Below are 22,443 nucleotides of genomic sequence, written 5' to 3'. Positions count from 1 at the left end.
CAGCCCTCTGTGTCACGATAGTTGGTAATGCGTAGGCCAAGACGCACATCGTCACGGCGCGTACCGCGAAGTGGAAAACTCTGCGAACTTTCGCAACAGGCAACAATCGAACTGGTATAGCGTGCGGCGACCGGATGCCGAACATGTAATTTAATCGGCGTTGACACAAAATCCCGGACACCCCCGTGAGCTGTATCGGGACCATGTCTGCCATGACATGTCATGGCAATGACGCAGAAGGGGGACATATGTCAAGCAAGCGCACATATTCAATCAATGTAGGTTGTCAAACTATGATTAATTGGTTACGCTAATACTGACTATTCCAAGGTATAAAGGTGCAGTTATGGCAATTACCCACGACACGATCGACCATATGACCCTGGAACGGCTCGTCGAGGCCGGAATCGTGCTCGGCGCGGACGTTATCGGCCACGCCGGAGGCTGGGGCGTCGTCGTCAAGTACGGCACGGCCGAACGGACGCTGGCGGTCAGGCGCGGCGCTGTGCGGTCGTTCCGCAAGTTTGAAACGCTGGTGAGCTATCTCAAGGGTATCGGTATTTCCGATTATCACGTTCACGCCGCCGATTTTGACCAGGCAGGCATGAAGACGACGCGGGTTCGTCCAGACGCATCGGAACGGATGCGCAGCGCGTTCGAGGCGAAGGCGCATAACGATTGGGTGCGCGAAAAGGTCGCCGCGTCGCTGGCCGACCCGCGCCCTAACCTCTCCAATGAACAAGTCATGGCCGACGCGCAAGCGGTGATCGATGCCAAACGGAAGCAGCATGCCACGCGCAAAGCCGCGCTATGAATGGCGGCCCCAAGCAAGGGCCGACCTGATGGAACTTGTCGCGGAGATTGCCGAACATAATCCCGACGCCGCCCAGGAGTGAATAGACGAGATCGAGGCCAAGGCTGCGAAGCTGCCCGATCACCCGAAGCTCTACAAGGCGTCACCCCGCGTCAAAGGCATGCGCGAGATGCTTGTAAGGAACAATTACATTGTGTTCTACCGGGAGACGCCGGAGCTGGTGGAAGTGGCGAACGTCATTCACGCACGCAGGCAGTGGCCGCCATTAAAAAAATAACTTACTGTAGTGGTCAAGTTATTTCGAACACCTCAATAGGTTTTTTTTGCTACATTTCATGAAGCGAATGACGAAAAGAAGCTGCCTGTATGCAACAATTAATCGTTACAGAACATTCAGCAAAGCACCGCCTTTTATTTGACGTGAGCCAATAACATCAGCGTTTTTGTAAGCACCAATCTCGATGCGCCTGCAAAGCTTCTGGCGACAGTTGCTGAGATACTGATTCAGGAATAAAAACAGTTTTTTGATTCCACGTAGCGTATTCAGTACCACCCAGACGAGCATGCACTTGTACGCACATATCGCGCTCTAAATACAATAAACCCTTGTCCCATAAAGTATGAAAATCACAACGCAACAACATGCCGTTTGTTACGCAATTGGTTTCCGGTCCAAGATAAGGCGTCACGTGCGCTGCTTCCAGTACGTCACTGACGTCACAACCAGAAATCGCACATCGCCCTCGATAAGCTGTCAGTAAACCACTACGAAACGCAGCCTGCCCTTGCCTTGCCGTAATTTCGCGCATGACTTTGACTCGCGCATCGTCGACATGATTAGGATCATAAGGATGGAACGGGTTTAGAGCATCCTCAGAAGTCGCACTCGCTTTATCTAATTTCAAAAATGGTACATCGAGCATTGTACTATTGAGCGTAAAAACTCCTTGGGCCCAATCAACCACTCTAGCTAAGCCTAGGACATGGTAACGGGTATCTGGTTTTTTACTAACTTGCCTCAGAACGGCGACAGGAATGCCATCACGCATGCAGGCGTGTAAACCTTGATTAGTAAATAGTTCGTCTGCGTTTTTTTTAGCTTGTTCCTCTTGCGCATAACGATATCGCCAACTGCCATCGGACTGGAATTGAGGTTCTTCGTCGATATATGGGCTATCTAAGCCCTGGCGTACCGAAAGCGCATAAGGTAAGGATTGCGGCTTATAAATACCCTTTGCTGAAATCGTTAGGATACTTGGCCCATTTTGCAGCTCTGCCCAACTCACTGTTTTTCCAGCCTTTGATTGAAACCAGCTAAGTGCTGCCAAATGTTCGCTCGACAAATCTAGTGAAGGCATTGAATCCTTAATTATTTTTCTTTGGAATTATTTATACCTGAGCTTTTCCCTCTCAGGCATACATCGTGAATGACGTTACAAACTGAACAAATTTTCAACTTAGAATAATACCTTTAAATCAACTAATTTAATCTATTTCAAAATAAATATTGATAAACAGAAATTTTATTAATCTAACAATATCCCGGAATCAAGTTTTCGGGTATCGAGTTAAAAACGTAGCGGCCCACGTTACTCTTCTTTTTTTTGGGGCTAATTTGTTTGCATTTTCGTGGCGTGGACAAGCATCTGCGGCCTACGAGCAGCGCATCAGGAAGTGGTGGGAATTTCACTACGGATTTGATAACTCTGGTCTGCTTACGCAGCGTGTCGCAAGCTCGGTCACTTTGCATTTTCAAGCAATGTGCCATGGTTTAGAGGACACCAGCATCGACCAATGAGAGTTCGGCAACGTGCGCCAATACCGGAAAACGGCACTAAAGTAGTCGATATCAGCTTGCGAATGACTAGCTTGTCCGAACAAATACTGGACTAATTCCGCCAACATCGGTTCGATCTGATGGCTATTATCATCCGCTTGCGATTTGGAGCAATGGATTGAAGAACGTAAAATCTTGGGACAGCGCGGATTCGCTCGCCAACTTGATGTCAAACCCAAAGCTCGTATTTTACGAATGGCCGTGCCTTACTTATGAAAACCCGACAGCGGCCTGAGCGTATCATTTTTCGTCGTTGAGCCGCGAATCACGCATAATCCGGCTCACAACAATGCGCTCACCCGCTCCAAACAAGCCCCCTGCCTTATAGAAAATGGCTCCAACACCGCTTGCAAACCAGTTGATGCCAAGCGCTGATCGCCGGCTTTTTCCAGCAGTTCGAGCAAAGTGGCAAAAGCAGCTTGAAGGACAGTGAGTTCGTGGCGAACAGCATGCAACTCATCGAAGGCTGCGCAAATATCGGCCAATTCATCGAGTAACTGGTCGTAACCTATGGCGGCGATGGTTTGCGCTGATACGCCACGCAAGGTTTCTAGCGTCGATTGAAACGCGTACAAACGGTATAAAGCGCAAGATTGTGGATTGTCCGCTTGATGTGGAGAGGTAGTGTCCATATCGGCCTCCGACAGATATTCAGCACGACATAAGGACGTCGTACTCATCCACTGGTTGAGGCGTGTTCAGCACCTGCCCTGAAAATAATCGATCTGTCTGTCGCTGGCAATTTTACCCGACGAACGGCTTGATTGGGCCGCAACGGTAAAAATTTTGGATGACAGCATTGTCACCCGCCACGTCGCCCCATCAGCGCACTACACACTCAGGCGTTTTGCATAGCAATGACTATTTGATTCGTGTTTACCAGCGAGTGGGCAAATATTGCGCAGAATAAAGCGTTATCACGCTATGCGTTTGTTCGATTTCTGCTGAGTCCTGTGTGCCAGTAAGTTTCGCAGGCTTGCAAGAAATTCACCCAAGCTGAGAAAACTCGCTGAGCAAGCGCTGAGCACATCAGCTGTTTTCGCAACTCGACTGGGCAGCGATCAAACCAAGCTCGTCACATTAATCGCCGGTGCCAAAATAGTCATACACGTGGCATCGCGGAATTCATCAAAAATCTGACCAGGGTTTGAAACCCCGGCCTTCAGAGGCTGTCGCAAAAGCCTGATGGACGCTTTTTCACACCTGAAACACCGCATACCTCGTCAGTCCCGCATGCTTTTGGCTGGAACCCAGTATCGTTTTTAGCACTGAAAACAGCATGATTTCTGGCATTTTCAGTTAAGCACGAACGCCGCCAGGTTCCCGCGCAAAAGCGCGCTGATCATTACCCACAAGTCAGGTCGATTGCGCATCCACCCAGCCGCCCAATTCGTCATTGCCGCGCAGGCGGCAATCCAGTGGCGCGCACGCGCCTTTTATCTCTGTGCTGCTCAGGCGCAGCAGGACGTGTTGATTTAACAGAAAAAAGTGCCCTTGATCGACCCTCCCACCCTGAAGGCACTGTCGTGCCACTGGATTCCCCGCCTGCACGGGGAATGACGAGGCGAGAGCATGGGGGAATGACATGTCGGCCAGTTGGAGTAATGATACCGACTGAAAACCCTTTTGCGACAGCCTCTGAACGACGGGGTTTTACGCGCAAATCCGATAAAACCTCCTGGTCGATTAAGATTTCATAGTCTCGCGTGTATTGCATGTCAATCATGTATGGTAGATGGCGACTACGGGTCGGTATACCGATCAATCATTTTTTCTTGAAATTGATGGCATCCTGACCTAGTATTTAATGTTCAGTAACATTTGATCTTTATGCCATCCTGATCCTGATCCGTCGTGCAGAACCAAGCATTCTGGTAAAATTTAGATACGGATACGAAAAGCGCTTGCAGTGTCCGCGCTGCTCGGTTTGGAGCTGTTCGTGTGCAATAAGATATGGTGCCAGCATGCCTGTTTCCTCTTCTCTCGCGGTCTACCTTGGTGACGCCTATGTCGGTACGCTGTACCAAGACACGCCACTGGCGTTTGCCTACGACGCGCACTGGTTAAGGCATCCGCAGGCACGTGCTCTTGCTGCGGGGATTCCCTTGCAAGCCGGAAAAATCGCTGGCGACCACGTGTATGCTTTTTTTGAAAATTTACTTCCCGAAGGCGAGCAGCGGCAAACGATCAGCCGGCAGCATCAGGTCAGCGCTGTTTTCGAATTGTTAGCGCTGGTGGGCGGCGACACTGCTGGTGCGGTGCGTTTATTGCCGCCCGCTGAGAAACCACGGCCGCCGCTGTATCGGCGCAGCAGCTGGAAGCAGTTGCACGGCCAGATCGATGTCGGACTAAGGGCGCGCTCTGAGAATGCGTACATGGCAACTCGTCAGCAACAGCGGATTGCGATTTCGGGAGCGCAGTATAAAATCTTGCTGTCGATTGATCAGGATGGCACGCCGCTCTTACCCTTAGGCAGCAGTCCGTCCAGCCATATCATTAAGCCCGATATCGTGCGCGCCGGGTGCAACATCTTTGCTTCGGCAATGAATGAGACAGTGGTGATGCGCGCGGCTTTGCACTGTGGCTTGCCAACGGCAGAGGTGCAGTATGTGCCGGCGCTGCATGCTTGTGCGGTCACGCGCTTTGATCGGCAAACAGACCGGTATGGGCGCTGGGTACGTCTGGCTCAGGCAGACTTTTGTCAGTTAACGGCTAAGCCATCTGGTATTAAATATGAAGCAGATGGGGGGCCGGGTTTTGTCGACTGTTTTCATCTGCTGGCGAAACATAGCAGCATGCCTGCGGTCGATCAAAAAAATTTGCTGAAGTGGCTGTTTTTTAATCTCTACACGGGGAATAATGATGGCCATGCAAAAAACTTGGCTATGCTGGCGGGTGCCAATGGCTTGAGGCTGGCACCTTTTTTTGATTTGATGTGCACGCGCCTGTATGCGGGCTTGGCGCGTCGCTTTGCGTTCCGGATCGGTGGGGTGGATGAACCCGGGGTGATGCGGGCTGCGCAGTTTGAGCAATTGGCACGGGAACTCGGTGTCAGCTTACACTATTTGAAAGACATCGCCGATGAGCTGGCGAACATTCTACCCTCATCGATACAGCAAGCCTGCTTGGAATTGAATCATGGCCTGACGGCAAAAGAGCAAACCTTGATTCAAAGGCTGCGGCAAAAAACGACTTCGCTGACAAAGCAACTTCACGCCAAGATCATGCGGTAAACGCGTTACGGGAGTAGGTCTTGGCTCAAATGCTTGTTTTAATGGCCAGCCTGACTCGCGCCGTTTACAATGGGCACTTTGCTGCCGGTGCTGCCATTGGCCACCCTACCCTTCACCCTTTTGATTGCTGCTGTTTTTTCGTGACTCTCGACTTTGCCACCCTCAGCGCCCTGCGCACCCACCACCCGGCCTGGCGCTTGCTGCGTTCTGATCATGCGCCGCTGATCGCCAGTTTTTTACAAAGGGTGTTCGTTGATCCGAACGTGCGTGGCATGGCGGCGGTTGATTTGGCTGAATTATTGGAAGATGAGTTGTATGCCTTGCGTGCGCAATTGGGGGCCGACGCTTTTCCTAAGTCTGGCTTGGAGTACCTCAACGATTGGACTGCGCAAGATAAGGGCTGGTTGCGTAAGTTTTACCGCAATGGCTCGGATGAGGCACAATTTGATCTGACGCCGGCCACCGAAAAGGCCTTGAGTTGGCTGACGCAGTTATCGGCGCGGCAGTTTGTCGGTACCGAATCACGCTTGCTGACGCTGTTCGATTTGTTGAAAAAAATGAGCGAAGGCAGTGAAGCCGATCCGAGTAAGCGAATTGAAGAATTACATAAAAAGCGCGCCGCCATCGATGCGGAAATTGCGCGTGAAATGGCCGGTGAGGTGCGTTTGCTCGATGATACGGCCATTAAGGATAGGTTTCAGCAATTCACCCAGGGAGCGCGCGAATTATTGGCCGATTTTCGGGAGGTGGAACATAATTTCCGTCAACTCGACAGGCGGGTACGCGAGCGCATTGCGCTATGGGATGGCAGTAAAGGTGCGCTGCTGGAAGAAATTATGGGCGAACGAGATTTGATTGCCGATAGCGATCAGGGTAAGAGTTTTCGTGCTTTTTGGGATTTTTTACTGTCTGGCAGCCGGCAAGAAGAGTTGACCCGTTTGCTCGATCAGGTGTTGGCTTTGCCGGCGGTAAACGCCTTGCAGCCCGATGCACGGATGCGCCGCGTGCATTACGATTGGATGGAGGCCGGTGAATATACGCAACGCACGGTGGCTTTGTTGTCACAGCAATTGCGGCGTTTTTTGGATGATCAGGCTTGGCTGGAAAACCGGCGCATTATGGATATTTTGCATCATATTGAGGCTCAGGTCTTGGCCTTGCGGGCTACGCCTCCAACGATGAGTTTGATGGAGATCGATGAGCCGGGTGCGGATATTGAGCTGCCGATGGAGCGGCCGATGTTTACGCCGGCAATTAAACCGCGTATCAGCGATTTGCTGGTGCAAGCCGGTGAGGAAGAGATCGATGCACTGGCTTTGTTCGATCAGGTGGTGGTGGATAAGGCCAGGTTGACGCGCCACATACGCCATACTTTGCAAGAGCAGGCGCAGGTGAGCTTGCGTGACTTGATTGCTACCCAAGCTTTGCAACATGGCTTAGCGGAATTGGTTGCTTACTTGCAAATCGGTAGCGATAGTTTCAGCAGTGTGATGGATGAAGAAATTCAAGAGACCATCAGTTGGCAAGCGCAGGCGGCTGATGGCAGCGTGGTGCAGCGGCGCGCGCAGCTGCCACGGGTAATATTTATGCGCCAATCTACTTAACCGGGATGTCTGTCAGTATGGATGCAAGCTATGAAACAGCGGCAGCAGTGGCAATACCGAATTTGTCTGCCCTGCTGATCAATTTACTCAAGGGTGTGCTGTACCGCGAAGGCGACGAGCGCATGTGGGCCAGCCTGCTGCAGTTGCAAACACGGGTACGTGATTATGTGACGGTACTCAACCTCGAATTGGTCTTGGATGAGGCCGAGGGTTATGCCTTCCTGAAAAGCCGGCCCGAGCCCAGCGATGATGATCCGGCACCACGTTTGCCGCGGCTGGTGGCACGCCGGCCTTTGTCGTTTCCAGTCAGTTTGTTGCTGGCTTTGTTGCGCAAGAAATTGGCCGAGTTTGATGCTGGCGGCGGCGATACGCGGCTGGTGCAAAGCCGCGCCGAGATCGTGGAATTGTTACGTATTTTTTTGCCCGAGGGGCCGAACGAGGCCAGGCTGATTGATCAGATCGAGGCCATCATCAACAAGGTGGTGGATCTGGGGTTTTTGCATAAGCTCAAAGCCGTGGCTGGCAGTGAGCCAAGTTATGAGGTACGGCGTTTATTGAAAGCATTTGTTGATGCGCAATGGCTGGCGGAATTCGATGCGCGCTTGGCGCAGTACCGAACCCAGTTGGCGGGAACCGGGAGCAAGACGGATGAGTGAGCAAGTTTCGCAAGATTTTAATTTTGAAGACGATGATGCGCTGTCGGGTTTTCGGCTGAGCCGGCTGGAAGTGTTGAATTGGGGTACGTTTGATAGCAAGGTGTGGAGCTTGCAACTCGATGGTCGAAACGGTTTGCTTACCGGCGACATCGGTTCGGGTAAATCGACCTTGGTCGATGCGATTACCACCTTGTTGGTGCCGGCCAACCGGATTGCGTATAACAAGGCGGCTGGTGCCGATAACAAAGAGCGTTCCTTGCGTTCGTATGTGTTGGGCCACTACAAAGCAGAACGCAATGAGGTTACCGGGGCCTCGAAACCGGTGTCCTTGCGCGATCATCACAGTTATTCGGTGCTCTTGGGGGTGTTCCATAATGCTGGCTATGACCAGACCGTGAGTCTGGCACAAGTGTTTTGGATGAAAGATATGCAGGGGCAGCCGGCACGTTTTTTTGTGACGGTCGAGCGGGATTTGTCGATCGCTGAGCATTTTTCGCATTTTGGTACGGAGATTGTGCAGTTACGCAAAAAAATGCGCGCCGTCGGTGCTGAGGTGCACGATAGCTTTCCGCCGTATGCGGCCTGGTTTCGTCGTCGCTTCGGGATCGAGAATGATCAAGCCTTGGAATTATTCCATCAAACGGTGTCGATGAAATCGATCGGTAATCTGACTGATTTTGTGCGCAGCCATATGCTCGAGCCCTTCGATGTCGCACCACGGATTGCGGCCTTGATTACGCACTTCGATGATCTCACGCGCGCCCATCAGGCAGTAGAAAAAGCACAAAAGCAAGTCGATTTATTGTCGCCCTTGGTGGCGGACGGCCAGCGCCATGCCGAATTGGTGGCGACGGTGGAAGGCTTGCGCCTGTGTCGCGAGCAGTTGCGGCCGTATTTTGCTGGCTTGAAGTTACAATTACTCGAGCAAGGAATTACTTCCTTGCAGCAAGATTTACGGCTCGCGGCAGCGCGCCTGCACGCCTTGGAGATCCAACGCAACGAGCAGAGCCAGCAAGTCGATGAATTGAAACAGGCGATCAACCATAACGGTGGCGACCGCTTGGAACAGTTGCGCGCGCAAATGCAGAATAAGGCGGTGCTGCGCGATCAAAGGGCGCTGAAGGCGCAGCGCTACCTCAGCTTGGTTAAGGTACTGGGGCAAACAGTCGTGCCGGAGCGCGAAGGTTTTCCGGCGCAAGGTCGGCAGTTTCATGCTTGGCGTGAGGAAGCCGCCGGCCGTGATGCAGATTTGCAAAATGCTTTGACCGAGCATGCGGTCGCGCTCACGCAAGGGCGGGCCGAGCATGCGCGGATGACGGTAGAAATCGATAGTTTGAAACGCCGGCGCAGTAATATTGATGATCAACAAATCCTGATTCGTTCGGCTCTGTGCGCTGCCTTGGCCATTGATGAAACGGCCATGCCGTTTGCCGGCGAACTGATCCAGGTGCGCGATGAGGAACGTGATTGGGAGGGGGCGGCCGAGCGTCTGCTGCGTAATATGGGCTTGGCCTTGCTGGTGCCCGATGCACATTATGCGGCGGTGGCGGCTTGGGTAGATCAAGCGCATTTGCGCGGTCGGCTGGTGTATTTTCATGTGCGTGCACGGAAAAACGCAGCCTTACCGGAATTGCATCGTCATTCACTGGCACGTAAGCTTGCCATCAAGCCGGACTCGCCCCACTACGATTGGTTAGAGCGTGAACTGGCGCACCGTTTCGATGTCGCCTGTTGCGATACGCAAGAACAATTTCGGCGCGAAACCCGGGCGGTGACGCGCAGTGGCCAATTGAAAGACCCTTCCGGTCGGCATGAGAAAGATGATCGCCACCGTATCGATGACCGCAGCCGCTACGTGCTCGGTTGGAGTAATGCAGCCAAAATCGCGGCCCTCACAGCCACGCGCACGCAGTTGGAAACGCGTTTGGGCGAGCTCGGCAGCCGAATCGGCAGCATCGAGCAGGAACGCCGAGAACTCGCGCTGCGTATCGATGCCTTGACGCGCTTGGAAGAGTTCAGTGATTTTGACGAACTCGATTGGGGCAGCGTGGCCAGCGAGATTGCTAAACTACAAGATACGTATGCACAATTGGAAGCGGCATCTGATACGCTCAAGCAACTCACTGCCTCGTTGGAGCTGGCGCGACAAGCACTGGCGCGTAGCGAACTGAGTTGGCAAGAAGTGGGAAAGCAGCAAGGTAAGCTGGAGCAACGCTTGAGCGATGCGCAAGTGTTGCGCTTGCAGTGTCAGGGCTTGCTGCAAAATGCGGTGGTCGATGCTGCAGGTGCCGCCCTGCTGGCGCGAATACAAGAAGAAGCCTTGGGCGAACAGGTGTTGACGGTGGCATCATGCGATCCGCGTGAGCAAGATATACGTAGCTTCTTGCAAACTAAAATCGATGCGGAAGATCAAAAAATCAAGCGCGTCAGCGAGAAAATTATTAAGGCCATGGCGGCCTTTAAAGAAGCGTTCAAGCTCGAGAGTGCGGAGATCGACGCCAGCGTTGATGCCTTGTTCGAATATGAGAAGTTGCTCAGTCAATTGCAGCGCGATAATTTGCCGCGCTTTGTGGCGCGCTTCAAAGAATTACTGAATGTCAATACGATCAATGAGATCGCGAATTTCAATGCCCAGCTTGCGCGTGAGCGGGAAACGATCAAAGAGAAAATTGCCCATATCAATCGCTCACTCGGTGAGATCGATTACAACCCGGGACGTTACATCGTGCTCGATTCACAAGTCAGCCCGGATGCGGAAATTCGCGATTTTCAGCAGGAGTTGCGCGCTTGTACAGAGGGCGGTATCAGCGGCTCTGATGAGGCGCAATATTCTGAGAGTAAATTTTTGCAAGTGAAGAATGTCATCGATCGCTTTCGTGGTCGCGAGGGTTTATCGGAGCAAGATCGACGCTGGACGGCCAAGGTCAGCGATGTGCGCAATTGGTTTTTGTTTGCCGCCAGCGAACGCTGGCGTGCCGACCATAGCGAACATGAACATTATTCTGATTCCGGCGGCAAATCGGGCGGCCAGAAAGAGAAACTTGCTTACACCATTTTGGCCGCCAGTTTGGCTTATCAATTCGGACTGGAATGGGGCGCGGTGCGTTCGCGTTCGTTCCGCTTTGTGGTGATTGATGAAGCATTCGGGCGCGGTTCGGATGAGTCGGCCCAATATGGTTTGCAATTGTTTCGGCAATTGAATTTGCAGTTACTGATCGTCACGCCTTTACAAAAAATTCATATCATCGAGCCCTATGTGGCGCATGTGGGTTTTGTACATAATGAAGGCGGACGGGCCTCGAAGTTGCGGAATTTATCGATAGAGGAATACCGCGTACAGAAAAGCTTGGCGGCGCAATGAGCTGGGATAGCGTGGTCGAGGTGAAGGCGCAGTTGCAGCGTTTGTGGCAACGCGGTGAATTGTTACGCGAAGCGGTACACGGGCGCTCGCGCTTCCCGCTACGCGTGGCGCTCAGTACACCGAACACGGCCGATATCACGCATCGCTTTGAAGCGGTGCGGGCATGGGCGACGGCATTGGCGGCGGAATCGGTGTGGCGTATCGAGTGGCAGGAAGTGGCGCACCGGGTACAGGGCAGTCAACGGTTGCCGCAGGCGGTGTGCTTTGATTCGCAGGCGCAAGCCTTGCGCTGCTTAGGTAAGCAAACGCAGTGGGAGCGCTTTGCCAGTTTGGTGGCGCAGACGCGGCAAGTGCGGCCAGTGTTGCTGCCATGGTTGGAAAAATATCCCTTGCAAGCGCTGGAACTGGCGACCGAGTGGCCGCAGTTGCTCGCCGTGGTAGATTGGCTGGAGCAACATCCGCGCCCCGGCATGTATGTGCGTCAGGTTGATTTGCCCGGCGTAGCGACGAAATTCATCGAAAACCACCGCGCCGTATTGACGCAATTACTCGATTTGGCCCTGCCGGCCGCGGCCATCGATCAGAGTAAAACCGGCACGGCACAGTTTGCCGCGCGCTTTGGTTTTCGCGATAAGCCGCTGCGCATCCGCTGCCGCCTGCTCGATCCGGCATTGCTGCCTAGCCCTGCCCTGGCCTGCGCCGATTTGACGCTCGATGCCACTAGCTTCAGTCGCCTCGATCTGCCACTCAAACGTGTCTTCATTACCGAAAACGAGATTAATTTTTTAGCGTTTCCAGAGATGCAAAACAGCATGGTGATTTTTGGTGCCGGATACGGCTGGGATGCTTTGGCGCGCAGCCAATGGTTGCATGATTGCCAAATTTATTACTGGGGTGATCTTGATACCCACGGTTTTGCCATCTTGAATCAATTACGTCTGCATTTCAGGCATGTGGAGTCGTTGTTGATGGATCAGGCGACGCTGCATGAACACGTGGCGTTTTGGGGCCACGAAGAGAAACCGGTGCGTGCCGAATTAGGCTTACTGACGCCGGCTGAAGCGGCCCTCTATGATGATTTGCGCGACAACCGCCTGCGGCCCGGTTTGCGGCTGGAACAGGAACATATTCGCTATCACTGGCTGACTGCTCAGTTGTCTACGCTTTAATCTGCGCGTCTTCAGACGTAAGCGGCTGCCACGGGTCGGCCCCGCCGGCAGCGCGCCACGATAAGTAAGCGCGCAAGTCAAATTCGTATTGGTGGTAAGCCGGCTCCATGTGGCAACACAATTGGTAGAAGGCTTTGTCGTGCTCACTGATGCGCATGTGCGCGAGTTCGTGCACGACGATCATTTTGAGAAAGGCTTCGGGCATGCTGCGAAACATGGTGGCGATGCGGATTTCTCGTTTGGTTTTCAGCTTCAGGCCCTGCACGCGCGAGATCGTGGTGTGGGTACCGAGGGCGTTGCGAATCACGTGAATCTGATTGTCGTAGCAAACCTTGGAGAGTGGTGGCGCGCTGCGCAAGTGGCTGTTTTTCAAGTCGGCGACATAGACTTGCAGCGCGCGCTCGTTGCGCACCTGATGCAGGGCCGGGTATTTGGCCAAAAAATGCGCGCCCAATTTGCCGTCGCTGATGCTGCGGCCGATTTGTTCGCGTAAGCTTTCTGAGTAGCCACCTAAATAAGGGGTGAGATTTGGTTTGGAAGACATGCGCCATTTTACCGTTGTTTCGGTCTCACCCGTTGGTAAGGCATCAGAGTACGACCCAGTCGCCTTTGTAGAGTATCGGTCCGCTCGGTTGTTGTGGATTGGCCGAACCACCCTTGGCTTCGAGTGAAATCGCCAGCACCGCTGGTTCCTCCGCGCGCATCGATTCCGGCATCGCCAAGGTGGCGGCCGCGCCGGCAGCCAACAAGCCAAGCGATTGCACCTTGCCGGTTTTGGAGATGGCCCACAGTTGCAGGCTTTGGTCGGCGCGCACGGCTGGCGCATTGATCAAGCGCACTACCAACTGAGCACGCTGACGGTCGCCGGTGATGAGGGCGACCGTTTGCGCTTGGGCATTGGTCAGGCTGGCCACGTATTGGCCGGGGCTTGGTGCGGCGTCCGGCGGGGCGAATTTTGCGCTCAGCAAAGTGAGCATGATCAGCGCGGCACTGGTGGAAACCAGGCCGAGGCCGCGCCAGAAGGCCAGGTCGCTACGCAGTTCGCGCCAGAAGCGCCAGCGATCCGGGCTTGCTGCTGCGATCCTTGGGCCGTGTATTCGTTCACGCAATTTTTCCCAGACCTGCGGCGGCGGTGCGACGGCCGGGGCAAATTCTGCCATCGGCAGCAAGTGCGCTTCCCAACGCCGTACCAAGTCGCGCAGGCTGACTTCTTGTTGTAAATAATCGGAAAAGCGCCGCCGCGCGCCGCCGCGCAAGGTGCCGAGCACGTACGCAGCGGCCAATTGGTGTTGCAAGCGCAGATTGCGCATCAAGGCGGCGCGGCTCATTGTGTGGCCTCCGGACGCAGGCACAGGCGCAGTTTGTCGATGCCGCGGCGTAGCCAGGTTTTGACCGTGCCGATCGGCAGACTCAATTGCGTCGCTACTTCGGAATGTGACAGATCATGAAAATACGCCAGCGCCATCGCTTGCCGGTGGGCGCGCTCCAGCCTGGCCATGCAGGCGGCTAAGGCATTGGCGTCTTGGCTCATTTCCAGTTGCTGCAGCGGCGTGCCGCCCGGCTGTTCGATTGCTTCTATGAATTGCATGGCAAAGTCGTCTCCATCGATTTCGACGTCGTGATGCAGGCGTCGCAGTTGGTCAATAGCGCGATTGCGCAGAATGCTGATCATCCAAGTCAAGGGGGCGGCCAGACTGGCTTGGTAGTTGCCGGCATGGTTCCAAATGTTGACATAGGCTTCTTGCAAAACCTCTTCCGCTAACTCGCGCTTATTGACTATACGCAGCGCGAAGCCAAACAGTTTCGCTGAGGTGGCCGCATACAGGGCTTGAAAGGCTTGCTGGTCTTTTCTGGCAGTGGCGGCCAGCCATTGCTGCAGTTGGATGGCATCGACGACGGTCGGATTCAAAGGCGGCTCCGTACAGAGTGTGGTTGTATATGGGCAAATTGTAGCGCGCTTTCGGCGTGATTTCGGGGCGCTTGTGCCATGAATCAAACAGAAAAGAAATTTACTTTCTTTTTTGTATTTTCGTGAATCCGATCGTGGATTCCTTGCGTACAAGCATATAAATCTTTCGTTTTCTATCGCCTACAGCAGGCTCAACACCGCCTTAACAAGGAAAAATTTATGCCAACCATACGATCGTTTCACTGCGCCGCACTGTTGACGGCCAGCTTGGCTGCGCTGGTGGCACCGGCTGCCATGGCCGATACCCTGGCCGCGCCCGATATGGGCAAGCTCAGCGCCACCGGTGGCGTGAGCAGCGTGGAAGGGGCTGGCGGCGGTGGTATCACGCCATGGGCGCTGATCAGCGGTTATGGCAGCCGTGATAGTTACGGTGCCAATGGGTTTGTCACACGCTTGGCAACGCAGGATTACACCCTCAATGCCTATGGGGTGGCAATCGGGGTGGCCGACCGCGTGGAAGTGTCCTTGGCGAGTCAAGAGTTCAGCGGCAGTATGGCACCGCTCAATGCGCTCAAGTTAAGACAGGATATCGTCGGCATCAAGCTCAAGCTGGCCGGCGATGCCGTGTATGCGCAAGACAGTTGGCTGCCGCAGATTGCCGTTGGTGCACTGTACAAACGCGACCATGCCGTCGCCGGGCTGGCGGCGCTTGGTGTAAATAATGTCAAGCAGCTCGGTGCCAAGGATGATCATGGGGTCGATTACTACGTGGCGGCGACCAAGATTTTGCTCGATCAGAGTTTGCTGCTCAATGCAACGGTACGCATGAGTAAGGCGAATCAGATGGGCTTGCTCGGTTTCGGCGGCGATGTGCATGATCATTATCAAGCCTTGCCGGAAGTATCACTCGCCTATTTGATCAACCGCAAGTTGGTAGTCGGGATGGAGTACCGCATGAAGCCGCGCAATCTCAGTGTCGATCATGAGAAGGATTACCAAGATGTGTTCGTCGCCTGGTTTCCGAGCAAAAACCTGTCGGTAACGCTGGCCTATGCCCAGCTCGGCGATGTGACGATATTCAATCCAAAAAACCAACGCGGTGCCTATTTGTCGTTACAAGCCGGCTTCTGAGCGCCCTGCTGTTTCCTCTTTTTTTGAAAGTAATCCGATGAAAAATTTTTTTAAAGCCAGCGTGTTATTGGCTTGCAGTGCAGCCATGATGTTGAGTCAAGCACCGGCGTATGCCGACAACGATGCCACTGCGCCCTTATACCGCGGTCTGGGCGAGCGCGCTGGCATTGCCGCCATCATTCATGATTTTTTACCGCTGCTGGTAGCCGATCCGCGCATCAGCGCCGCCTTTGTCGATGCCGATATGGAGCGTCTCGGTTTGATGTTGACCGAACAATTCTGTGAACTCAGCGGCGGCCCTTGTCATTACAGCGGCAAGAATATGAGCGACACCCATAGCGAGATGAAAATCAGCAATGCGCAATTCAATGCGCTGGCTGAAGATTTGCAAACGGCAATGGATAAACATGACATTACTTCCGCCAATCAAAATAAATTGCTCGCCAAACTAGCACCGATGCAACGTGTGATAGTCAGCAAATGAGGCGCGCCACCATGCAATTTTTTTCTATCCGTAACTACTTGGCGCATGCCGCCTTGCTGAGTCTGGCGCTGTGCGCTGCGGGTGCGGCCACGGCGGCTGGTTTGACGGTCAATGTGGTCGATAAAAACGGTATGCCGATGAGCGATGTGGTGGTATCGGCCACGCCACTGCATGGTCCGCTGCCGGCAACGGTAAAAACCGCAGCGGCGGTGATCAGCCAGAGTGACATGCAGTTTGCGCCATATGTGACGGCGGTGCGAGTGGGAACGCAGGTGACGTTTCCCAACTATGACAAGATGGAACATCATGTCAAATCGTTTTCACCGACCAAGGAATTTGAAATCAAAACCTACGAGCGTGGCGTGACGCCACCGCCGATTTTATTCGACCGGCCAGGTTTGGTGGTGGTGTATTGCCTGCTGCACAATTGGATGCGCGCCTATGTTTTGGTGCTGGAAACGCCGTATTTTGCCAAGTCAGATGAAAGTGGTGCCGTAACGCTCGATCATCTGCCGGACGCGCAATATAAGATTGAAGCGTGGCACCCGAATATGGGCAGTATCAAGCCGCCGCTGAGTCAGGTCCTTACGCTCGGCAGCAGCAACACACCGCTGCGTATGGCGTTTGATTTTGTGCCGACCGTGCGCCGCAGTGCGAAGAAAATGCCGATGTAGCCGCTCGCTGCGCTGAGCGGATCAGTGGCGAGGAAATTTTTTTATTTCAGCAATAGTCGACAGCGACCGGCGCTAAACATTTGCGCATCAAGGCATTCGGCAAAACGACGCCGCCGCACCTTGCTTGGCGCTGTTCAATCAGCTCGAAGCCGTGATGCCGGTGCGCGCATGCTCGCCGAAAACAAAGAAATGGTCGATGTAACCGTCGTCTTGTAAATCGGCATAGCCGACGATGCGATGCTCGTGCAAGGCGACATTTCATGACGGCGTGCTCGAATTAATTGCAAATGGCGCGAGTCGTTATCGTCCATCATCAGGCATGTATAGCTTGTGCCACCAAACGCACGCCGAGCGCCGCACAGACACGGCTGACTGTATCGAAACGCGGTTCACTGCCTGGCCGAAGGGCTTTGTACAGGGCTTCCCGAGTGATACCGGAATCCTTCGCAACCTGCGTCATACCCCGCGAGCGGGCAATATCGCCGAGCGCGGCCGCCAGTAGTGCTGGGTCGTTCTCTTCAAGAACGGTAGTGAGGTACGCCGCGACATCTTCTTCACTGTTCAGATACTCGGCTGCATCGAACTCGGGGAGTTCGGAAATTTTGATTTTCTTGGTCATGGTTCAATCCTCCAAAGACTTTGCCAGTCCATCCTTTAGGCCCTTGAGCCAGTCGGAGAATTATTCGAGGCGTTTTACAGTGTAGGTCATGTTTGAACTGTAATCGAATGATTACATTCGGTCAAGCGCAAATACAAGCTGAAGATGGTATGTGTGTGGGTGTTTCTTTTGAGCACACCAAAATGGGTCTAATCAGCAATACATTTTCCATGCATTTTTGCAAATTACGTCGTCACCTTCATATGGGCAAGCCGGCAGCAGACCAGTGAACGGTACCAGTGGCATCTTTGCTTCCAGTGGTCATATTCCCTTCATTGTCGTTGCAGTGGACGGTACCGGTGACATCGGTCCGACACTGCGTCTGCGCCTAAGCGAAAGAAACCGAGACAAGCAGTGATACCAAAATAGTGATGGATTTCAACAACTAAATGGATCGTCGCAAGCGACGATGGAAAAGCCTCTGGAAGGGGTTTGCATCCCCTCCCATCGGGTCGCTCCTTCGTCGCTCACCGGCCAAAAGAGGCTGTCGCAAAAGGGTATTGAGTCGGTATCATTACCCTAACTGGTGGCCACGTCATTCCTGCGCGCTTTTGGCAGGAACCCAGCGGCGTTCGTGGTTAACTGAAAATGCCAGAAATTGTGGCATTTTCAGTGTAAAAAACGACGCTGGGTTCCCGCCAAAAGCATGCGGGAATGACGAGGCTGTGGCATGCAGGAAAGACGCGGTATGCGGTGTTTCAGGTGTAAAAAACGTCCATCAGGCTTTTGCGACAGCCTCTGAAGGCCGGGGTTTCAAACCCTAGTCAGATTTTTGATGAAGGCTACAATGGTGAGTTTACTGATTTGGGGTCAATGGGATTTGGCCGACTTTTCTTAAAATTGAGAACGACGGCCAGTGACTGTTTTGTGCCGTCTGCTGTCAGATGGTTTTTACTGATGCATTGCACAAAATCAAAATCAGATCTCCCCATCCTCAATCATTCTGGTCAACATAGCAATATCAACGCCATAGTTTATTGACTCTTCAGATTCATTATCAGTCAGGTTCTGGTCATTATTCGCACTCACTAAACTCGTGAAACCGACCATGTGCCGTCCCAGACTGGGACGCGATACTGGCGCACGGCGCTCAAATGCTGGACGCTTTTGACTTTTCTTGTGTGCACCTTCGGAGAATAGCAATTTAGCGCGCAACGCTTCAAATGAATATCCGCGGCCGAGTCGAACCATCACGCGCATAAGTGAATTGACACTTTCGGTGTGTGCGTTTGTAATTCGATGATCGAAATAGGCCAAGATGTGCGGCTGCCAGTTACGCCACGCTTTGATTAAGTCAGAGAAGGCGTCTCTAACTTCTTCGGTAACGGATATTTCCCAGGCTGCGTAGCGCGCCAGTGCCTCTTCCTTCGATTGTGAATCGTATATCTTAAAGAAATCTTCCTTTAATCGATATGCAAGACCAAGTTCAGGGTAATTCTCCGCCCAACCGGAGAGCTTCATCGCTTCTTGGTCGGTCAGATCCGATTCTCGCTTCAATAGCACAAAGCGATCGTGCATTAAACCCCGACGCTGTTTTGTTGTGAGCGACTCACGCAAACTTTTTCTGATTTTTTCCATTGCATCGTTTGCCATTCGAACAACGTAAAATTTATCAATGACGACGATCGACTCTGGAAGTACCAGATTTACAGCATCTTTGTACGGCACCCACATATCCATTGCAACGTATTGGATTTTTTCGCGACCCTGCAATTGGGAGAGATACTTGACGACGGTTTCTTTATTGCGGTTGTGAAGCAAATCAACGACCGTATTATTTTCGACATTCGTGATCACGCACCGGTACTGAGTTAGTTGAATTTCGTCAATACCCATCCATCGCGGCGTTTCAAATCGAACTTTCTGCTCCAGATCTGAAACATAGTCTTTGAATATGAGTCTGACCGTTCCTTCGACAATTCCCACTTCATCGGCCAAGCTGGTGAAGGTTCTTTTAACGGCTTGTTGGCCGATCCAGTCAACCAGGCGCGATGTCATCAACCGTTTTGCATTGACGTCCGGGAGTCGTTCTTGACATCCTCCCCGCCCGAAAGGACGGGGATTCCTACGGCGCTGCGCGATGATTTGCGAGTCGCTTCGGTGGGTTCCTGCTTCTTCGAGCGGCCTGACTGCACCATCTCTCCACAGGCTAACAAGCGGTATCCCCGCTCTAACACATTGATCGCGCCAACGACATCGGCGTGATTTTCGTAACCGCAATCGACGCACAAGAATTTCGCTTGTGTTTGCCGATTGTCTTTCGAGACATGGCCACAGCACGGGCATGTCTGACTGGTATGGTGCGGCGGCACGGCCAGCAGAATGCCGCCGTTCCACGCGACCTTGTAGTCGAGCTGCCGCCTGAATTCGCCCCAGCCTTGGTCGAGGATGGCGCGGTTCAGGCCCGACTTCTGTTTCACCATCTTGCCGTGCTGTTCGCTATTTCCCTTCGATGACTTGGACATGTTCCGCACCTGCAAATCCTCAATGCAGACGAGCGCGTGGTTTTGGCTGATCGTCGTTGTGGTTTTGTGCAGGAAGTCTTTCCGGGCATGAGCGATGCCGGCGTGAATCTTTTGAACTTTAGCTTTCGCCTTTTTCCAGTTGTTGCTGAATTTGAGCTTGCGGCTCATGCGGCGCTGGTAACGAGCCACGCGCTGCTGATGCTTCTTGAAACTATTGAGCGGCGCGATATAGTTTTCGTCGCTCATGGTGGCGAACCTGGCAATGCCAACATCAATGCCGATGGCGTTTGTGGCTGTCGGCAAAGGTTGCAGAATTTCCCGCTCGGTTTGAATCGACACGAACCACTTGCCGCCCGACTGGCTCACGGTGGCGTTGCGCACCTCGCCCAGCACGTCCCGGCTGTTTCGATAGCGCAACCAACCGAGTTTCGGCAAGAGAATGCGGCTATTGTCCTGATCGAGCTTGATCTGTTTCGGCTCAGGATAGCGGAAGCTGTCGCCACTGCCTTTTCGTTTGAAGCGCGGAAAGTCGGCGCGTTTGGCGAAGAAATTCTTGTACGCTTTCTCCAAGTCCTTCAAGGCATGTTGCAGTGCCTGGGATGGTGTTTCTTTGAGCCATTCCGTTCCAGCTTCCCGCTTCCAAATCGGTAGATTAGCCGCCATTGGCACATAGCCAATGAACTTGTTTCCTGCTTCGTGATTTTCTTTTTGCATCGCCAGCGCCTTGTTATAGACGAACCGACACGATCCGGCGAAACGGCGCATGTCGCGCTGTTGTTCGCCGTTTGGCATCAATTCGAATTTAAAGGCTTGAAGTCGTTGCATGATTCAATCATACTCTGGTCTATGATCGATGAAAACAACGATATTAGAACTGGCAGGCATTGCATGTTCATGATGCATGTCCATCTGGTCTTCGTGACAAAATACCGTCGCGGAGTGTTTACAAAAGAGATTCTTGACGACCTGCGCCCGATATTCGCCAGTGTCTGCGTTGACTTCGAAGCGGAACTGGTAGAGTTCGACGGCGAGGATGACCACGTACACTTGCTGGTGAACTATCCGCCCAAAGTGGCCGTGTCGAAACTGGTGAACAGTCTCAAGGGAATATCGAGCCTACTTATCAGGAAGAAGAATTATCCCAGCATCAAGAAGAGACTATGGGGCGGCGCTTTGTGGTCGCCCAGCTACTTTGCCGGAAGCTGCGGCGGTGCTCCGATCGCAGTTATTCGCAAGTACATTGAGCAGCAGCGGACGCCGCATTAAAGTCAAGGGCAGGTGTAAGGACGGCTTCGCCGTCCGCGCTTATATCCCCGCCCTGAAGAGGCTGTCGCAAAAGCCTGATGGACGTTTTTTACACCTGAAACACCGCATACCTCGTCATTCCCGCATGCTTTTGGCGGGAACCCAGCGTCGTTTTTTATACTGAAAATGCCACAATTTCTGGCATTTTCAGTTAACCACGAACGCCGCTGGGTTCCTGCCAAAAGCGCGCAGGAATGACATGGCCACCAGTTAGGGTAACGATACCGACTCAATACCCATTTGCGACAGCCTCTGAACGACGGGGTTTTACGCGCAAATCCGATAATAATCTTGCCCGCCGACCCCAAGGTGGTATCGCCGTCCAACGAAAGCGAATCCCTTGCCCAATTCCAGCAGAAATTCTTTTAAATGTTCAATCAGTCCATTTTCAAGGTCTCGTTCCTTGGCTTTTGGTCCTAAAGACAGAAAATCAAAGATCATTGGGTCTTTAATTAATTGCTGCGCTAACTCTGATTGAGGAGATGGTAGTGTCGTTTTGAAATTTGTAATGGCAGCGCCGAAACGGTCAATAGCTCGACTCTCAATCTGATGAATAAGAATAGCCAAACTCCAGCCTTGGGTGATGGCAGCTTTTGCATACCATACTCGGTCGTCGTCTAGGGAAGCGCAGATTTAATCGCTGTGGAATTGTCCGTTGCCAATGAGGATGCAATGCAAGGCGCCTTTCGGTGTCAATAGTCGACTATTGACACCGAAAGGCAACGCAGCAGTGCGCCTCAGTGGCAGCGGACAAACCGCTTGGATTAAATCTGCGCTTCCCTAGCTGAAGCTTGTCAAGCAGAGCACAATTATGCGACCAACTGATTTGTGCAGACACTGTCTGCACAAATTGCTCATCAGAGTATGCCTCTGCAAATGCCCTCATATATTTTAGATTTCGACTGGAAAAACCCTTAATGCCGGGAAATTCTTTATTTAGGTCAGCCGCTAATTGATCAATCACCTTAGCACCCCATCCTTGCCGCGACTGCTTCTCAAGAATATCTTTACCAATTTGCCAGTAAAGGTGTATTTGTTCTTTATTAACAGCTATGACTGCACGCGTTTGCGCGGTTCGAATTCGTGTTTTAAGATCTGATAACCAGTCAGCATAAGCAGATAGTTGAACTGACGTCATTTAAT

21 protein-coding genes and 1 pseudogene are annotated in these 22,443 nt (G+C 52.8%); 11 read left to right on the top strand and 11 right to left on the bottom strand.

Going from position 1 to position 22,443, the window contains the following annotated elements; all coding sequences use genetic code 11:
• Nucleotides 1-14 precede the first annotated feature (14 nt).
• A pseudogene (locus RHM61_RS20255) lies at nt 15-131 on the bottom strand (type II toxin-antitoxin system RelE/ParE family toxin); the annotation flags it as partial.
• Between the two features lie 215 nt (nt 132-346).
• Here RHM61_RS20255 and RHM61_RS11220 point away from each other — a divergent pair.
• A complete protein-coding gene (locus tag RHM61_RS11220; RefSeq protein WP_322247399.1) occupies nt 347-814 on the top strand; it encodes a hypothetical protein in 468 nt (155 codons plus the stop codon).
• An 82-nt stretch (nt 815-896) separates the two neighbouring features.
• Nucleotides 897-1,091, top strand: coding sequence for a type II toxin-antitoxin system RelE/ParE family toxin (locus RHM61_RS11215; RefSeq protein WP_322251095.1), 195 nt, complete (start codon nt 897-899; stop codon nt 1,089-1,091).
• A 157-nt stretch (nt 1,092-1,248) separates the two neighbouring features.
• Here the strand turns inward: RHM61_RS11215 and RHM61_RS11210 are convergent, their stop codons facing one another.
• Nucleotides 1,249-2,172 carry an HNH endonuclease gene (locus tag RHM61_RS11210; protein WP_322247398.1) on the bottom strand — a complete coding sequence of 308 codons (924 nt, stop codon included), beginning with the start codon at nt 2,170-2,172 and terminating at the stop codon, nt 1,249-1,251.
• A 760-nt stretch (nt 2,173-2,932) separates the two neighbouring features.
• Nucleotides 2,933-3,283 (bottom strand): hypothetical protein, encoded by a 351-nt coding sequence (locus RHM61_RS11205; RefSeq protein ID WP_322247397.1) that lies wholly within the window; start codon nt 3,281-3,283, stop codon nt 2,933-2,935.
• A 1,332-nt stretch (nt 3,284-4,615) separates the two neighbouring features.
• On the opposite strand from RHM61_RS11205, the gene RHM61_RS11200 reads away from it, so the two are divergent.
• From RHM61_RS11200 to RHM61_RS11180, 5 genes are all read left to right on the top strand, one after another.
• Nucleotides 4,616-5,884: a type II toxin-antitoxin system HipA family toxin gene (locus tag RHM61_RS11200; protein WP_322247396.1), complete on the top strand. Its 1,269-nt coding sequence runs from the start codon at nt 4,616-4,618 to the stop codon at nt 5,882-5,884.
• A 140-nt stretch (nt 5,885-6,024) separates the two neighbouring features.
• Complete coding sequence (locus RHM61_RS11195; protein ID WP_322247395.1) at nt 6,025-7,488, top strand: DUF3375 domain-containing protein; 1,464 nt, start codon at nt 6,025-6,027, stop codon at nt 7,486-7,488.
• Nucleotides 7,489-7,505: 17 nt separating this feature from the next.
• A complete protein-coding gene (locus RHM61_RS11190; protein ID WP_322247394.1) occupies nt 7,506-8,144 on the top strand; it encodes a DUF4194 domain-containing protein in 639 nt (212 codons plus the stop codon).
• Nucleotides 8,137-11,505: an ATP-binding protein gene (locus RHM61_RS11185; protein ID WP_322247393.1), complete on the top strand. Its 3,369-nt coding sequence runs from the start codon at nt 8,137-8,139 to the stop codon at nt 11,503-11,505. The genes RHM61_RS11190 and RHM61_RS11185 overlap by 8 nt, the downstream gene beginning before the upstream one ends.
• A complete protein-coding gene (locus RHM61_RS11180; protein WP_322247392.1) occupies nt 11,502-12,674 on the top strand; it encodes a DUF3322 domain-containing protein in 1,173 nt (390 codons plus the stop codon). The genes RHM61_RS11185 and RHM61_RS11180 overlap by 4 nt, the downstream gene beginning before the upstream one ends.
• On the opposite strand, the gene RHM61_RS11175 is transcribed toward RHM61_RS11180, so the two are convergent.
• The 3 genes from RHM61_RS11175 to RHM61_RS11165 are packed head-to-tail and all read right to left on the bottom strand — an operon-like array spanning nt 12,664 to nt 14,583.
• Nucleotides 12,664-13,218: a YgjP-like metallopeptidase domain-containing protein gene (locus RHM61_RS11175; RefSeq protein WP_322247391.1), complete on the bottom strand. Its 555-nt coding sequence runs from the start codon at nt 13,216-13,218 to the stop codon at nt 12,664-12,666. The two genes, RHM61_RS11180 and RHM61_RS11175, sit on opposite strands and share 11 nt — an antisense overlap.
• A gap of 43 nt (nt 13,219-13,261) precedes the next feature.
• Nucleotides 13,262-14,002: an anti-sigma factor domain-containing protein gene (locus tag RHM61_RS11170; protein ID WP_322247390.1), complete on the bottom strand. Its 741-nt coding sequence runs from the start codon at nt 14,000-14,002 to the stop codon at nt 13,262-13,264.
• Complete coding sequence (locus RHM61_RS11165) at nt 13,999-14,583, bottom strand: sigma-70 family RNA polymerase sigma factor (protein WP_322247389.1); 585 nt, start codon at nt 14,581-14,583, stop codon at nt 13,999-14,001. The genes RHM61_RS11170 and RHM61_RS11165 overlap by 4 nt, the downstream gene beginning before the upstream one ends.
• 294 nt (nt 14,584-14,877) lie before the next feature.
• On the opposite strand from RHM61_RS11165, the gene RHM61_RS11160 reads away from it, so the two are divergent.
• The 3 genes from RHM61_RS11160 to RHM61_RS11150 are packed head-to-tail and all read left to right on the top strand — an operon-like array spanning nt 14,878 to nt 16,872.
• Entirely contained in the window at nt 14,878-15,714 is an 837-nt protein-coding gene (locus RHM61_RS11160) for a DUF3034 family protein (RefSeq protein WP_322251094.1), read from the top strand.
• A gap of 37 nt (nt 15,715-15,751) precedes the next feature.
• Entirely contained in the window at nt 15,752-16,198 is a 447-nt protein-coding gene (locus tag RHM61_RS11155) for a group 1 truncated hemoglobin (RefSeq protein ID WP_322247388.1), read from the top strand.
• An 11-nt stretch (nt 16,199-16,209) separates the two neighbouring features.
• Nucleotides 16,210-16,872, top strand: a complete 663-nt coding sequence (locus RHM61_RS11150) for a methylamine utilization protein (RefSeq protein WP_322247387.1) — start codon at nt 16,210-16,212, stop codon at nt 16,870-16,872.
• 313 nt (nt 16,873-17,185) lie between these two features.
• Here RHM61_RS11150 and RHM61_RS11145 read toward each other — a convergent pair whose 3' ends face one another.
• The 3 genes from RHM61_RS11145 to RHM61_RS11135 all read right to left on the bottom strand — a co-directional run bounded on the left by RHM61_RS11145 (nt 17,186) and on the right by RHM61_RS11135 (nt 20,820).
• Entirely contained in the window at nt 17,186-17,491 is a 306-nt protein-coding gene (locus tag RHM61_RS11145; RefSeq protein ID WP_322247386.1) for an addiction module antidote protein, read from the bottom strand.
• 957 nt (nt 17,492-18,448) lie between these two features.
• On the bottom strand, nt 18,449-19,612 hold the full coding sequence (locus tag RHM61_RS11140) for an ISL3 family transposase (protein WP_322251093.1): 1,164 nt from the start codon (nt 19,610-19,612) through the stop codon (nt 18,449-18,451).
• Nucleotides 19,528-20,820, bottom strand: coding sequence for a transposase (locus RHM61_RS11135; RefSeq protein WP_322247385.1), 1,293 nt, complete (start codon nt 20,818-20,820; stop codon nt 19,528-19,530). Before RHM61_RS11135 ends, RHM61_RS11140 begins: the two co-directional genes overlap by 85 nt.
• Nucleotides 20,821-20,844: 24 nt before the next feature.
• Between RHM61_RS11135 and tnpA the strand changes: the two genes are divergently transcribed.
• A complete protein-coding gene (gene tnpA / locus RHM61_RS11130) occupies nt 20,845-21,261 on the top strand; it encodes an IS200/IS605 family transposase (protein ID WP_322251092.1) in 417 nt (138 codons plus the stop codon).
• Between the two features lie 306 nt (nt 21,262-21,567).
• Here the strand turns inward: tnpA and RHM61_RS11125 are convergent, their stop codons facing one another.
• Both RHM61_RS11125 and RHM61_RS11120 read right to left on the bottom strand, forming a co-directional pair.
• On the bottom strand, nt 21,568-21,867 hold the full coding sequence (locus tag RHM61_RS11125; RefSeq protein ID WP_322247384.1) for a PDDEXK nuclease domain-containing protein: 300 nt from the start codon (nt 21,865-21,867) through the stop codon (nt 21,568-21,570).
• A 136-nt stretch (nt 21,868-22,003) separates the two neighbouring features.
• Entirely contained in the window at nt 22,004-22,438 is a 435-nt protein-coding gene (locus tag RHM61_RS11120; protein WP_322247383.1) for a DUF1016 N-terminal domain-containing protein, read from the bottom strand.
• Between the last annotated feature and the right edge of the window lie 5 nt (nt 22,439-22,443).

Origin of the sequence: Undibacterium sp. CCC3.4 (assembly GCF_034347425.1) — a bacterium.
GTDB lineage: Bacteria > Pseudomonadota > Gammaproteobacteria > Burkholderiales > Burkholderiaceae_D > Undibacterium.
This window is presented reverse-complemented; position numbering and strand designations above follow the sequence as displayed.

Bases quoted from the DNA above. Each gene is read 5' to 3' on its own strand.
- RHM61_RS11220 (WP_322247399.1), top strand. From the start codon at position 347: ATGGCAATTACCCACGACACGATCGACCATATGACCCTGGAACGGCTC.
- RHM61_RS11210 (WP_322247398.1), bottom strand. From the start codon at position 2,172: ATGCCTTCACTAGATTTGTCGAGCGAACATTTGGCAGCACTTAGCTGG.
- RHM61_RS11205 (WP_322247397.1), bottom strand. From the start codon at position 3,283: ATGGACACTACCTCTCCACATCAAGCGGACAATCCACAATCTTGCGCT.
- RHM61_RS11200 (WP_322247396.1), top strand. From the start codon at position 4,616: ATGCCTGTTTCCTCTTCTCTCGCGGTCTACCTTGGTGACGCCTATGTC.
- RHM61_RS11190 (WP_322247394.1), top strand. From the start codon at position 7,506: ATGGATGCAAGCTATGAAACAGCGGCAGCAGTGGCAATACCGAATTTG.
- RHM61_RS11185 (WP_322247393.1), top strand. From the start codon at position 8,137: ATGAGTGAGCAAGTTTCGCAAGATTTTAATTTTGAAGACGATGATGCG.
- RHM61_RS11180 (WP_322247392.1), top strand. From the start codon at position 11,502: ATGAGCTGGGATAGCGTGGTCGAGGTGAAGGCGCAGTTGCAGCGTTTG.
- RHM61_RS11175 (WP_322247391.1), bottom strand. From the start codon at position 13,218: ATGTCTTCCAAACCAAATCTCACCCCTTATTTAGGTGGCTACTCAGAA.
- RHM61_RS11170 (WP_322247390.1), bottom strand. From the start codon at position 14,002: ATGAGCCGCGCCGCCTTGATGCGCAATCTGCGCTTGCAACACCAATTG.
- RHM61_RS11160 (WP_322251094.1), top strand. From the start codon at position 14,878: ATGGCCGATACCCTGGCCGCGCCCGATATGGGCAAGCTCAGCGCCACC.
- RHM61_RS11155 (WP_322247388.1), top strand. From the start codon at position 15,752: ATGAAAAATTTTTTTAAAGCCAGCGTGTTATTGGCTTGCAGTGCAGCC.
- RHM61_RS11150 (WP_322247387.1), top strand. From the start codon at position 16,210: ATGCAATTTTTTTCTATCCGTAACTACTTGGCGCATGCCGCCTTGCTG.
- RHM61_RS11145 (WP_322247386.1), bottom strand. From the start codon at position 17,491: ATGACCAAGAAAATCAAAATTTCCGAACTCCCCGAGTTCGATGCAGCC.
- RHM61_RS11135 (WP_322247385.1), bottom strand. From the start codon at position 20,820: ATGCAACGACTTCAAGCCTTTAAATTCGAATTGATGCCAAACGGCGAA.
- RHM61_RS11120 (WP_322247383.1), bottom strand. From the start codon at position 22,438: ATGACGTCAGTTCAACTATCTGCTTATGCTGACTGGTTATCAGATCTT.